This is a genomic window from Actinomadura terrae (assembly GCF_022751215.1).
Classification (GTDB): Bacteria; Actinomycetota; Actinomycetes; order Streptosporangiales; family Streptosporangiaceae; genus Spirillospora; species Spirillospora terrae.
This window is the reverse complement of the sequence record NZ_JAICDG010000001.1, coordinates 558,416-571,494: the sequence shown is the minus strand read 5'-3', so window position 1 is coordinate 571,494 and position 13,079 is coordinate 558,416. Positions and strand designations below refer to the sequence as shown.

11 protein-coding genes are annotated in these 13,079 nt (G+C 70.8%); 4 read left to right on the top strand and 7 right to left on the bottom strand.

Annotated features, from left to right (window positions below; all coding sequences use genetic code 11):
• The first annotated feature begins 185 nt into the window (after positions 1 to 185).
• From K2F47_RS02455 to K2F47_RS02445, 3 genes are read left to right on the top strand one after another with little or no spacing between them, the layout of a single operon-like run.
• Positions 186 to 875 carry a succinate dehydrogenase cytochrome b subunit gene (locus K2F47_RS02455; RefSeq protein ID WP_308198355.1) on the top strand — a complete coding sequence of 230 codons (690 nt, stop codon included), beginning with the start codon at positions 186 to 188 and terminating at the stop codon, positions 873 to 875.
• A gap of 2 nt (positions 876 to 877) precedes the next feature.
• Positions 878 to 2,815, top strand: a complete 1,938-nt coding sequence (locus K2F47_RS02450) for a fumarate reductase/succinate dehydrogenase flavoprotein subunit (protein ID WP_242902539.1) — start codon at positions 878 to 880, stop codon at positions 2,813 to 2,815.
• Positions 2,816 to 3,568, top strand: coding sequence for a succinate dehydrogenase/fumarate reductase iron-sulfur subunit (locus K2F47_RS02445; protein WP_242900999.1), 753 nt, complete (start codon positions 2,816 to 2,818; stop codon positions 3,566 to 3,568).
• A 79-nt stretch (positions 3,569 to 3,647) separates the two neighbouring features.
• On the opposite strand, the gene secY is transcribed toward K2F47_RS02445, so the two are convergent.
• Positions 3,648 to 4,934, bottom strand: a complete 1,287-nt coding sequence (secY, locus tag K2F47_RS02440; protein WP_242900998.1) for a preprotein translocase subunit SecY — start codon at positions 4,932 to 4,934, stop codon at positions 3,648 to 3,650.
• A gap of 153 nt (positions 4,935 to 5,087) precedes the next feature.
• Entirely contained in the window at positions 5,088 to 5,543 is a 456-nt protein-coding gene (locus tag K2F47_RS02435; protein WP_242900997.1) for a hypothetical protein, read from the bottom strand.
• A 176-nt stretch (positions 5,544 to 5,719) separates the two neighbouring features.
• On the opposite strand from K2F47_RS02435, the gene K2F47_RS02430 reads away from it, so the two are divergent.
• Entirely contained in the window at positions 5,720 to 6,982 is a 1,263-nt protein-coding gene (locus K2F47_RS02430; RefSeq protein WP_242900996.1) for an MFS transporter, read from the top strand.
• A 10-nt stretch (positions 6,983 to 6,992) separates the two neighbouring features.
• Here K2F47_RS02430 and K2F47_RS02425 read toward each other — a convergent pair whose 3' ends face one another.
• The 5 genes from K2F47_RS02425 to K2F47_RS02400 all read right to left on the bottom strand — a co-directional run bounded on the left by K2F47_RS02425 (position 6,993) and on the right by K2F47_RS02400 (position 13,069).
• Entirely contained in the window at positions 6,993 to 7,994 is a 1,002-nt protein-coding gene (locus K2F47_RS02425) for a LysR family transcriptional regulator (RefSeq protein WP_242900995.1), read from the bottom strand.
• A 98-nt stretch (positions 7,995 to 8,092) separates the two neighbouring features.
• Entirely contained in the window at positions 8,093 to 8,800 is a 708-nt protein-coding gene (locus K2F47_RS02420) for a Crp/Fnr family transcriptional regulator (protein WP_242900994.1), read from the bottom strand.
• 365 nt (positions 8,801 to 9,165) lie between these two features.
• The gene (locus tag K2F47_RS41210; protein WP_308198354.1) at positions 9,166 to 10,080 is read right to left on the bottom strand and encodes a VOC family protein; all 915 of its coding nucleotides are present in this window, start codon (positions 10,078 to 10,080) and stop codon (positions 9,166 to 9,168) included.
• A 122-nt stretch (positions 10,081 to 10,202) separates the two neighbouring features.
• Positions 10,203 to 10,973: a succinate dehydrogenase/fumarate reductase iron-sulfur subunit gene (locus tag K2F47_RS02405; RefSeq protein WP_242900993.1), complete on the bottom strand. Its 771-nt coding sequence runs from the start codon at positions 10,971 to 10,973 to the stop codon at positions 10,203 to 10,205.
• Positions 10,970 to 13,069 (bottom strand): fumarate reductase/succinate dehydrogenase flavoprotein subunit, encoded by a 2,100-nt coding sequence (locus K2F47_RS02400; protein WP_242900992.1) that lies wholly within the window; start codon positions 13,067 to 13,069, stop codon positions 10,970 to 10,972. Before K2F47_RS02400 ends, K2F47_RS02405 begins: the two co-directional genes overlap by 4 nt.
• Positions 13,070 to 13,079 lie beyond the last annotated feature (10 nt).

The following is a 13,079-nucleotide window of genomic DNA, read 5'->3' as shown; positions in this document are numbered from 1 at the left end:
TGGTCGTCAATGTCGGCTGCGTCACCGGAGTGCCGAGTTCCCGGCCCGACTATGAGGTCACTCACCTTCGCGGCCGTCCCGGAACGCGCCAGGTGGCCCCGCCGCTCGCTTCATAGCCTGCGGCTATCGCCACGAGTTCTCTGATGACTTGGAACTCTTTCCCCAGGCAGACGTACGGTCGCGAGGTGGCTATAGCGATACCTGCGATCTACCGGTCGACCGTCGGCAAGAAGGCCGTGATGGCCGTGACCGGCGGCATTCTGGTGCTGTACCTGGTCGCGCACATGGTGGGGAACCTGAAGATCTTCCTCGGTGCGGAGGAGTTCAACCACTACGCGCACTGGCTGCGGACGATGGGCGAGCCCGCGGTGCCGCGCCGCACCGTCCTGACCCTGATCGAGGTCGTGCTCACCGTCTCCGTCGTCCTGCACATGTGGTCGGCGATATCGCTCGGCAAGCGCGCCGCGCACGCGCGCCCGGTGAAGTACCAGTCGAAGAAGAAGTCGCACGCGCAGGGCTACGCCGTCCACACGATGCGGTACGGCGGCGTCATCATCGCGTTCTACGTCGTCTGGCACCTGCTGGACCTGACCTTCTTCGTGGTCAACCCCAAGGGCTCCGAGGCCACCCCGTACGAGCGGATGGTCGCCGACTTCGACGCCTCCCGCTGGTACGTGACCGTCTGGTACGTCGCCGCGCTGCTGCTCGTCGGCCTGCACCTGCGGCACGGCATCTGGAGCGCGTTCCAGACGCTCGGCCTGCGCACGCCCCGCAGCGAGCGCGCGCTGCGCGGCCTCGCCAACACCGTCGCCGGGCTCGTGACGCTCGGCTTCGTCTCCGTCCCGCTGTCCATCACGTTCGGGTGGGTGAGCTGACCATGACCGACGGCTTCTACAAGTCCGGCGAGCCGATCGCCGACACCAAGGCCCCGGGCGGCCCGATCGAGGACCGCTGGACGACCCGCAAGTTCGAGGCCAAGCAGGTCAACCCGGCCAACAAGCGCAAGAAGAAGATCATCATCATCGGCACCGGGCTCGCCGGCGGCTCGGCCGGGGCGACGCTCGGCGAGGCGGGCTACCACGTCCAGCAGTTCTGCTTCCAGGACAGCCCGCGCCGCGCCCACTCGATCGCCGCGCAGGGCGGCATCAACGCCGCGAAGAACTACCGCAACGACGGCGACAGCGTCCACCGGCTGTTCTACGAGACCGTCAAGGGCGGCGACTTCCGCTCCCGCGAGTCCAACGTGCGCCGGCTCGCCGAGATCTCCACGCAGATCATCGACCAGTGCGTCGCGCAGGGCGTCCCGTTCGCGCGCGAGTACGGCGGCCTGCTCGACAACCGCTCCTTCGGCGGGACGCAGGTCTCCCGCACCTTCTACGCCCGCGGCCAGACCGGCCAGCAGCTCCTGCTCGGCGCCTACCAGGCGCTGATGCGGCAGGTGGACGCCGGGAACGTCGAGCTGTACCCGCGGCACGAGATGCTCGACCTGATCATGGAGGACGGGCGGGCGCGCGGCGTCGTCGTCCGGAACCTGATCACCGGGGAGATCAAGCACTACACGGCGGACGCGGTCGTGCTGGCGTCCGGCGGCTACGGGAACGTGTACTTCCTGTCCACGAACGCGATGGGCTCGAACGTCACCGCGTCCTGGCGCGCGCACCGGCACGGCGCGCTGTTCGCCAACCCCTGCTACACCCAGATCCACCCGACGTGCATCCCGGTCAGCGGCGACCACCAGTCCAAGCTGACGCTGATGTCGGAGTCGCTGCGCAACGACGGCCGCGTGTGGGTGCCGAAGAAGGGCGGCGACACCCGGCGCCCCGCCGACATCCCCGAGGACGAGCGCGACTACTACCTGGAGCGCATCTACCCCTCGTTCGGCAACCTCGTCCCGCGCGACATCGCCTCCCGCGCCGCCAAGAACGTCTGCGACGAGGGACGCGGCGTCGGCCCCGGCGGCCTCGGCGTCTACCTGGACTTCGCCGACGCGATCGAGCGGCTCGGCCGCGACAAGGTCGAGGCCAAGTACGGCAACCTCTTCCAGATGTACGAGCGCATCACGGGCGAGAACCCCTACGACACGCCGATGCGCATCTACCCCGCCGTCCACTACACGATGGGCGGGCTGTGGGTCGACTACGACCTCCAGTCCAACGTGCCCGGCCTGTTCGTGATCGGCGAGGCGAACTTCTCCGACCACGGCGCGAACCGGCTCGGCGCGTCCGCGCTGATGCAGGGCCTCGCCGACGGCTACTTCGTGCTGCCGAACACCATCAACGACTACATCGCCCGCAACGCGCTCCCGCCGGTCGACCCGGAGGCCGTCGCGGCGGCGGAGGAGCGCGTCACGTCCCGGATCGAGCGGCTGCTCGCCGTCGACGGCGACCGCACCGTCGACTCCTTCCACCGCGAGCTCGGCCACATCATGTGGGAGTACTGCGGCATGGAGCGCACCGAGGAGGGCCTGCGCAAGGCGCTGGAGCTGATCCCCGCGCTGCGCGCCGAGTTCTGGACGCGCGTCAAGGTGACCGGCAAGGGCGAGGAGCTCAACCAGCAGCTGGAGAAGGCCGGACGCGTCGCCGACTTCCTGGAGCTCGGCGAGCTGATGGTCGTCGACGCGCTGCACCGCACCGAGTCCTGCGGCGGCCACTTCCGCGCCGAGAGCCAGGACGAGGACGGCGAGGCCAAGCGCGACGACGCGAACTTCGCCTACGTCGCCGCGTGGGAATGGGCCGGGGAGGGCGAGCAGCCCGTCCTCCACAAGGAGGCCCTGGACTTCGAATACGTCAAGCCGACTCAGAGGTCGTACAAGTAAATGAAGCTCACACTGCGCGTCTGGCGCCAGAGCGGCCCGGAGGACAAGGGCAGGATGGTCGGGTACAAGCTCGACGACATCTCCCCCGACGCCTCGTTCCTGGAGATGCTGGACGTCCTCAACGAGAAGCTGATCGCGGAGGGCGAGGAGCCGGTCGCCTTCGACCACGACTGCCGCGAGGGCATCTGCGGCATGTGCTCGCTGGTCATCAACGGCACCCCGCACGGCCCGGAGCGCGCCACCACCACGTGCCAGCTCCACATGCGCAAGTTCCGGGACGGCGAGGTCATCGACATCGAGCCGTGGCGGGCCAAGGCGTTCCCGGTCGTGAAGGACCTGGTCGTCGACCGCTCCGCGTTCGACCGGATCATCGCCTCCGGCGGGTTCATCACCGCGCCGACCGGCACCGCGCCCGAGGCGCACGCCGTGCCCGTCCCGAAGCCGGACGCCGACGCCGCGTTCGAGGCCGCCGAGTGCATCGGCTGCGGCGCCTGCGTCGCCGCCTGCCCGAACGGCTCGGCCGCGCTGTTCCTCGGCGCGAAGGTCACCCACCTCGGCCTGATGCCGCAGGGGCAGCCCGAGCGCTGGGACCGGGTCGTGTCGATGCTCGACACCCACGACGGCGAGGGCTTCGGCGGCTGCACCAACACCGGCGAGTGCACGGTCGCGTGCCCGAAGGGCATTCCGCTGGACGTCATCGGCCGCCTGAACCGCGACTACCTGGGCGCGACGGCGGGCGGCAAGAAGAAGTAGCGCGTTCCCGCCGACCGGCCCTTCGATCGGCCCGCCGACCGCCCCGTCCGGCCTTCCTCGGACGGGGCGGTCCGCTCTGTCAGCGGAGGAAGCCCTCGTAGTTGTGCTGCTGGAGGCGGCTCTCGATCTGCTTGACCGTGTCGAGGCCCACGCCGACGACGATGAGGATCGCCGTCCCGCCGAACGGGAAGTCGTCGCCGACGTCCAGCAGCGCCAGCGACACCATCGGGACGAGGGCCACGAGCCCCAGGTAGAGGGCGCCCGGCGTGGTGACGCGGGTGAGGACGTGGTCCAGGTACTCCGCCGTCGAACGTCCCGGACGGATGCCCGGCACGAACCCGCCGTACTTGCGCATGTTGTCGGAGACCTCGACGGGGTTGAACGTGATCGCCACGTAGAAGTACGTGAAGAACACGATGAGCACGAAGAACGAGGCCATGTGCCAGGGGTTGGTCTGCTGGAGGTAGGGCTGCGCCCGTTGCAACCATCTCGTGTTGGGCCAGAGCTGCGTCGCCAGCACCGGTAGGTACAGCAGCGACGACGCGAAGATGACCGGGATGATGCCCGCCTGGTTCACCTTGAGCGGGATGTAGGTGGCGGTGCCCCCGTACAGGCGGCGTCCCACCATCCGCTTGGCGTACTGGACGGGGATGCGCCGCTGCGCCTGCTCGACGAACACGACCCCCGCCATGATCGCCAACCCCACGATCACCACGAGCGTGAACACGAACCCGTGCCGGGACTGGTAGATCGCCCACAGCTGCCCGGGGAACACGGCGACGACCTGGGTGAAGATGAGGATCGACATGCCGTTGCCGACGCCGCGCTCGGTGACGAGCTCGCCGAGCCACATGGTGACGGCCGTCCCGGCGACCATGCAGACCACCATGGTCGCGATCGGGAAGACCCCGTCGTCGTGCAGGACCTTCCCGGACGAGCGGAACAGCTGCCCGCTCGACGCCATCGCGACCACGCTCGTCGCCTGGAGCACCGCGAGCGCGACGGTCAGGTAGCGGGTGTACTGGGTGATCTTCGTGGTGCCGGACTGGCCCTCCTGCTTGAGCGACTCCAGTCGCGGCACCACGACCGTCAGCAGTTGCAGGATGATGCTGGCCGTGATGTAGGGGTAGACACCGAGCGCGAACACCGACAGCCTCAGCAGCGCGCCGCCGCTGAACAGGTCGAGCATCCCGTAAAGCTCGCTGCCCTTCCTGGCGGCGTCCGAGGCGTCCTTGAGCGCCTTGACGTCGACGTTCGGCGCGGGCAGGTTCTGCCCCACCCTGAACACGACGACGATGAGCAGCGTGAAAAGCAGCCTTCCGCGCAGCTCCGGGGTACGGAACGCGCGGGTGAACGCGGTCAGCATGCCGCGTCCGGGTCGTGTGCGGGGGTCTTCCTGGCAAGCGTGTTCCGGGCGAGCGTCGAGAACGCTCGCCCCAAGGCGATGCGGTTGATGACAAGCCTCCGTACGGGTACGCCGCAGTGCCCGCGGGGACACCGCGGCAGATGACTGTGAGCGTCAGGAACCCGTGCCGGACGGAGGCCCTCGGACCTTGACCGCGCCGAGGTGAATCGACTGCGGCACCGCCACGCGCGTCGGCGTGACGTCGGCGCGGTGCAGGCCGAGGTCGGGGACGGTGACGTCCGAGTGCAGGACGGCGTGCTGCGACGCGTCCGGGGACGACCCGTACTGGAGGTGGTGGGAGAACGCGTCCGCCTGGCGCCAGAAGTGCGCCGCGTCCACGGTGGCGAGCCGCTGCCAGACCGCCGCCGGACGCCGGTCGCGGTTCAGGGCGGCGGACCTCCCCGCCGCCTCCCGGTTCCCGGCGCTGTTCGCGGCCGCCGCCGTGCCCGCGCGGATGACCTCGGCGACGCCGGAGCCGGGGACGATCGAGAGCGTGGCGGTGACGGCGAAGCCGAAGAAGCCCGCGAGCAGCATCAGCAGGCGGCGCTGCCGAGCGGTGCGGTCGCGCACGCCTGCCCTCCCCCCGCCCGTCCCGTTTCGAGAACCGTACATCGCGGAGCCGATCATCGGGGACGACCCGGGGCGGAGGGTGCGGTTGGCCGGATCTTTCCGGACATTGGCGATCTCGCCCCTGTCGCTCCGGCGGGCGGCGCGCGCACAGTGGTCCGGTGTCCAGAATCACCCGTATGCATCGTGCCTGGCCGGTGGCGGCGGTCGCGTTCGTGGCGCTCGTCGGCGCGGCGGGGTTCCGGGCGACGCCCGGCGTCCTCATGGTCCCGCTCCAGGACGAGTTCGGCTGGTCGCGCGCCACGACCTCGGCGGCCGTGTCGGTCAACCTCGTCCTGTACGGCCTGACCGCGCCGTTCGCGGCCGCCCTGATGGACCGCTTCGGCGTCCGCCGCGTCACCGCCCTCGCGCTCACGCTCGTCGCGCTGGGCAGCGGGTTGACCGTGTTCATGTCCGCGAGCTGGCAGCTCGTCCTGTGCTGGGGCGTGCTGGTCGGGCTCGGCACCGGGTCGATGGCGATGGTGTTCGCGGCGACGGTCGTGAACCGCTGGTTCACGCGGCACCGCGGCCTCGTCGTCGGCGTCCTGACCGCGGGCGGCGCCGCCGGGCAGTTGGTCTTCCTGCCGCTGCTGGCGTGGCTCGTGGACGAGTCCGGCTGGCGGTCGGCGTCGCTCACGGTGGCGGGCGCCGCGCTGGTCGTGGTGCCGCTGGTCGTGCTCGTCCTGCGCGAGCGCCCGTCGGACGTCGGCCTGCTGCCCTACGGCGCCACTGTCGAGGAGCCCGCCCCGCCGCCCTCCGGCGACGCAGCGCGCCGGGCGCTGCGCGCGCTCTCCAGCGCGTGCCGGACGAAGGCGTTCTGGCTGCTCGCGGGCGGGTTCTTCATCTGTGGCGCGTCCACCAACGGGCTCGTCGGCACCCACTTCATCCCCGCCGCGCACGACCACGGCATGCACGAGACGACGGCGGCGAGCCTGCTCGCGCTCGTCGGGGTGTTCGACATCGTCGGGACGATCGCGTCCGGCTGGCTCACCGACCGGCTCGACAGCCGCGTGCTGCTGGCCTGGTACTACGCCCTGCGCGGGCTGTCGCTGCTCACGCTGCCGGTGCTGTTCGCCGACTCGCCGCATCCGAGCATGCTGGTGTTCGTCATCTTCTATGGGCTGGACTGGGTCGCGACGGTCCCGCCCACGATCGCGCTGGCCCGGGAGGTGTTCGGGCCGTCCGCCGGGACGATCGTGTTCGGCTGGGTGTTCGCCTCGCACCAGCTCGGCGCCGCCGCCGCTGCCGCGCTCGCGGGCCTGATCCGCACCTCGCTCGGCTCGTACACGCTGGCGTGGTGGGGCGCGGGGGTGCTGTGCCTGTTCGCCGCCGGGATGTCGATGTCGATCGGACGTCCCGCCTCGGTGGAACGTCCCAAGGTGCCCGAGCCGAGCAGCGCCTGACTTCCGGCCCTCAGGCGTCCACGAGGTTCTCCACCCCGGCCGGGAGGCTGCCCTCCAGCCCGGCCTCGACGAGGAACGTCTCCAGGGTGTCCTGGAACGCGCGCGCGGCGTGGGTCAGGTCGACGTCCTTGCGGTGGGCCAGGGCGATCGTCCGCAGCAGGCCGGGGCCGTGGTGGCCGCGCCGCGGGGGGTCGTCCGACTCGTCCAGGACGAGCGGGGTTCCGCGCAGGCCGGGGCGTCCGGCCAGAACCATGCTGGGGACCACCGCTATGCCGAGCCCCGCCTCGACGAACCGCAGCACGGCGTCCATCTCGCCGCCCTCCACGGCGAACTTGGGCTCGAACCCGGCCGTCCTGCACGCGCTGATCGTCGCCTCGCGCAGGTCGTACCCCGAACGGAACATCACCAGCGGACGGTTCCGCAGGTCCTCGATGCGCAGATGCGACCGGCGCGGCATGTGCGCCGCCCTGGACGGCCGCTCCGCCGCCCCCTGCCCCGCCGGGGAGGCGACCACCAGGTGCTCGCGCAGTATCGGGGTGGTGTCCAGCGGCGCGTCCCCGTGGAGAGGCAGGATCACGAGGGCCAGGTCCAGCGAACCGCGCGTCAGCTCCCGGACGAGGTCGCGCGAACCGCCCTCCTCCACCATCAGCTGGATACCGGGGTAGGCGTCGTGGAACCGGCGCAGGACGTCGGCCAGCAGCCCCGCGCACAGGGACGGCGTCGCGCCCAGCCGCACCCGCCCGCGCCGCAGCCCGGCCAGCTCCTGCACCTCCACGCGCGCGGTGTCGACGTCGGCCAGTATGCGCTTGGCCAGCGGCAACAGCGTCTCACCGGCGGGCGTCAACGTGATGTTCCCGCGCGCGCGGCTGAACAGCGAGACGTTCAGCTCGCTCTCCAGCGCGCGGATCTGCTTGGACAGCGACGGCTGGGCGACGCGCAGCAGTTCGGCGGCCTGGGTGAAGTGGCGTACGTCCGCGACCGCGACGAAGTAGGCGAGCTGCTGCAACTGCATCCTGCACAGGGTACGGGTCACGGCCGCGCGCGCTCGCGGGCGGGCGCCCGTCCAGCCAGTTCAGCGGCGTGCGCCGCGCTCCCCGGCGCGGGCGGTGCTCACTTCGCGTGCCGCTTGAGGGCCTGGAGGTCATGGACGATGACGCGCCGCCGCCCCGTCTCGATCCAGCCGCGCCGCCGCAGCGTGCGCAGCGCCTTGCTGACCGCCTCCCGCGACGCGCCGACCCAGCCCGCCAGCTCCTCCTGCGACAGGTTGAGCGTGATGCGGACGCTCTGCGTGCCGCCAGCGTTCGCGTTAGCAGCCGGGACACGGTCGTAGGGCACGCCGAACCGCTCGGCCAGCTCCACCAGCCGCTGCGCGACGCGTCCGGTGGCGTCGAACATGCCGAACTCCACCCGCTTGCGGTCGGCGTCGCGCCAGCGCTGGCACAGCATCCGCATGATGAGGATGGACACGCGCCCGTGCGCCTGGAGGAACGCCCTGAACTCCTCGGCCGTCACCGCGAGCACCTGCGCCGGTTCCATCGCCGCCACCGTCGCCGAACGAGGCAGCCCGTCGATCGCGGCGACCTCGCCCAGCAGCGCGCCCGGCCCGCGCACCGCGAGCAGCGCCTCGCCGCCGTGCTCGCGGTAGGAGAACGCCTTGGCCCGCCCCTTGAGCAGGACGGCGACCCAGCTCGACCGCTCCCCCTCGGTGAACAGGGTCTCCCCTGGATCGAAGTCGCGGACGCGGCCACGCGCTTCAAGGTCGGCGCGTTCCGCCGGGGTGAGTTCGGCCAGGAACGAGCCCGGTTCGAGGGCGGTCATGCCACCACGCTAAACGGAACGGATGTTCAGGTGGCACCCGAAGGCGAATCACGAATGGATTACGCGTTGTGTGTATTTCTCCCTATACGCCCGTGCCGACGGTGCACCAGTGTTGGGCCGGGCCTGTGCGGCCGCACGGCGGCACAGCGTCCACGGCGTTCATGGGGAACGGCGGTACGGCGGGCGGCGGTTCGGGGGCACGCCGCCCGTTATGCAATCTGTGTTCACTGCAAGCTGCGTTCTCTGCAAGCTCGGCCCAGCGTGCTCGCCTGGCGGCTCGCACGCTGACCGATCTTGTGCGAGTGCGCAATCGCTTCGCGATCTTCCCGGTGGGGCTCGCCTTCGGCGTCGCCCCACCGGTCAGGTCACGCACTCGCGTGACGGCTGAGGTCGCCGTTTTGAGCGTGGTGCGGTGGTGGGCTGTGGATCGCCTGGCCTACGCCGTGCAGGTTGCCTTCCGAGTCGCGGAACCAGGCGGCGCGTTCGCCTCGTCCACCTGCGGACGGGTAGTTGCCCTCGACCTCGGTGATGCCGTTCACGGTGTGCAGGCCGAGGGCGTCGACGTCCTCGAAGACCACTCCGCGTCGGCGTAGTTCGGTGACCACCGCGTCGATGTCGTCTACCTTCCACGCGATCTGGGTGTGGTCGCCCGAGGGGCGTCCCGCCGACTGGAACAGCGAGAACCCGCCGCCGTGCGTCTCGTAGCGCAGGCCGCCCGGACGGGACTCCACCGGCTCCAGGCCGAGCTTGTCCGCGTAGAAGCGCCGGGCACGGTCCAGGTCCTGCGCGGGCAGGCGTCCGGAGGCGGACGCGTCGGCGAGCGTCCACACCGTCTCCTCCCGCTCGGCCCCCCGCAGGACCCGCGCGCGCTGGGCGCGCTCCCTGCGGCCGCTCCAGTACACCTCGGTCAGTTCGATGATCTGGACGTGGTTGCCGTCCGGGTCGATCGCGGTGGCGAACCAGGAACCCACCTCGCGGTACTCCAGCGGCGCCAGCCACGTCACGTCCATGGAGTCGAGGTGGGCCACGACCGCGCGGGCATCGGGCACGTGCATGTTCAGGATCACCCGCGCGGGCTCGACCGCGCGGTCGGCCACGTCGTCGCGGCCGTCCACGAGGACGCCCACCCCGCCGAAGTCGAGGAAGCCGTCCATGTCGGCGGTCAGCCCGAACGCCTTCTCGTACCAGGCGCGCAGCCGGTCGGGGTCGGTGCTGGCCAGCAGCATGCTCCCGAGCCGGGGCACCGCCCGCGCCGCCGCCTCCGTCTCTGCCCGTGTCACAGGTCCCCCCTGAGGTCGAGTCGTTTCGTGTTGAGACTCCCCCGCCTTTCAGAACTCATCGCGCCCGGAGACACGAACGCCTCCCGCCGGTGGACGGCGGGAGGCGTTCACTGCATTCCGGCTCAGGCGGACGGGGTGTCCTGGCCCTTCTTGACGATGCCGAGCTTGCTGCCGAGCCAGACCACCGGGTCGTACCGGCGGCCCACCACCCGTTCCTTCATCGGGATCAGGGCGTTGTCGGTGATCTTGATGTGCTCGGGGCAGACCTCGGTGCAGCACTTGGTGATGTTGCAGAAGCCGAGGCCGTGGTCCTGCTGGGCGATCTCGCGCCGGTCGGCCGCGTCGGCCGGGTGCATCTCCAGCTCAGCGATCCGCATGAGGAAGCGGGGGCCCGCGAACCCGGGCTTGTTCTCCTCGTGGTCACGGATGACGTGGCAGACGTTGTTGCAGAGGAAGCACTCGATGCACTTGCGGAACTCCTGCGAGCGCTCGACGTCCACCTGCTGCATGCGGAACTCGCCCGGCTTGACGTCCCCGGGGTCGAACGAGGGGATCTGCTGGGCCTTCTCGTAGTTGAACGACACGTCCGTGACGAGGTCGCGGATGACCGGGAACGTGCGGACGGGGGTGACCGTGATGGTCTCGTCCGGCTCGAACGTCGACATCCGCGTCATGCACATCAGCCGCGGCATGCCGTTGACCTCGGCCGAGCACGACCCGCACTTGCCCGCCTTGCAGTTCCACCGGACGGCGAGGTCGGGCGCCTGCGTGGCCTGCAACCGGTGGATGATGTCGAGGACGACCTCGCCCTCGTTCACCTCGACCTTGTAGTCCTTGAGCTCGCCGGCGCCGTCGTCCCCGCGCCAGACCCGGAAACTGGCCTCGTAGCTCATCGGCCGCCCTCCTCGTTGTTCTCGTCGGCGGCGTCCCCGGCCGCGTCGGCGGCGGTGGCGCCGCCCTTCGGAGCCGCCGCCTGCGCGCCGTCGCCGCCCTCGGCGGCATCCGCTCCCGGACCGGCGTCCCCGGCGGCCTCCTCGGCCTTCTCAGCGCCTCCGGCGGCCGCTCCCGCCCCGCGCCCGCCACCCGCGCCGGGCAGCTCGCCCTCGGTGAGGTACTTCTTCAGCTCGTCGATCTCGAACAGCCCGATCAGGTCGTCCCGCATGGGCTCCATGGGCTGCCGCCTCAGCTCGACCCGCGGCGCGGACGCGTCGCCCGCCAGCCGGCAGACGAGGTTCACCTTGCGCCACTCCGGCGACATCCCCGGGTAGTCGTCGCGGGTGTGGCCGCCGCGGCTCTCCTGCCGCTCCAGCGCCGCCTTGGCGATCGCCTCCGACACCAGCAGCATGTTGCGCAGGTCGAGCGCGAGGTGCCAGCCGGGGTGGTAGCCGCGCCCGTCGTTCACCGCGACGGGCTCGACGCTGACATTGGCCACCCGCTCGCGGAACTTCTCCAGCCCCTCCAGGGCCTGCGCCAGCTCCTCCTCCTTGCGGATGATGCCGACCAGGTCGTTCATCATCTGCTGGAGCTCGGCATGGACGGTGTAGGGGTTCTCCCCGCCCTTGCGCTCGAACGGGGCCATCGCCTCCCGCTCGGCCGCCGCGACCACCTCGTCGGAGACCACCGGACGCTCCGCGAGCTCGTCGACGTACTCCGAGGCGCCGAGCCCGGCGCGCCGTCCGAACACCAGCAGGTCGGTCAGCGAGTTGCCGCCGAGCCGGTTGGAGCCGTGCATGCCGCCCGCGACCTCGCCCGCGGCGAACAGGCCCGGCACGAGCGCAGCCGCCGTGTCCGGGTCGACCTCGACGCCGCCCATCACGTAGTGGCAGGTCGGGCCGACCTCCATGGCCTCCTTGGTGATGTCGACGTCCGCCAGCTCCTTGAACTGGTGGTGCATCGACGGCAGCCGCCGGACGATCTCCGCCGCGCCGCCCGGCATCCGGTCGACGACGGTGAGGAACACGCCGCCGTGCGGCGATCCGCGCCCGGCCTTGACCTCGGAGTTGATCGCGCGGGCGACCTCGTCGCGGGGCAGCAGCTCGGGCGGCCGCCGGTTGTTGTCGGGGTCGTCGTACCAGCGGTCGCCCTCCTCCTCGGAGGTCGCGTACTGGGACTTGAACACCTCGGGGATGTACTCGAACATGAAGCGCTTGCCGCCGGAGTTCTTCAGCACGCCCCGGTCGCCGCGCACCGACTCGGTGACCAGCAGCCCCTTGACGGACGGCGGCCACACCATCCCGGTCGGGTGGAACTGCACGAACTCCATGTTCAGCAGCGTCGCGCCCGCGAGCATGGCGAGCGAGTGCCCGTCGCCGGTGTACTCCCAGGAGTTCGACGTCACCTTGAACGCCTTGCCGATGCCGCCCGTGGCGAGCACCACCGCGGGCGCCTCGAACACCACGAACTTCCCGGTCTCGCGGACGTAGGCGAACGCGCCGCAGATGCGGTCGCCGTCCTTCAGCAGCCGCGTGACGGTCGTCTCGGCCCACACCTTCAGGCGCGCGTCGTAGTCGCCGTGCTCGCGGTGGTCCTCCTGCTGGAGCGCCACGATCTTCTGCTGGGCGGTGCGGATCAGCTCCAGGCCGGTCCGGTCGCCGACGTGCGCCAGCCGCGGGTACTCGTGCCCGCCGAAGTTCCGCTGGCTGATCTTGCCGTCCTTGGTGCGGTCGAACAGCGCGCCCCAGTGCTCCAGCTCCCAGACGCGGTCGGGCGCCTCCTTGGCGTGCAGCTCGGCCATCCGCCAGTTGTTGAGGAACTTGCCGCCGCGCATGGTGTCGCGGAAGTGCACCTGCCAGTTGTCGTTGGGGTTGACGTTCCCCATCGCCGCGGCGGCGCCGCCCTCGGCCATCACCGTGTGCGCCTTGCCGAACAGCGACTTGGAGATGATCGCCGTCTTCTTGCCCTGGAGGCGGGCCTCGATCGCCGCCCGCAGCCCGGCGCCGCCGGCGCCGATCACCACGACGTCGTAGGCGTGCCTCTCGATCTCAGTCATGATCCTCGGC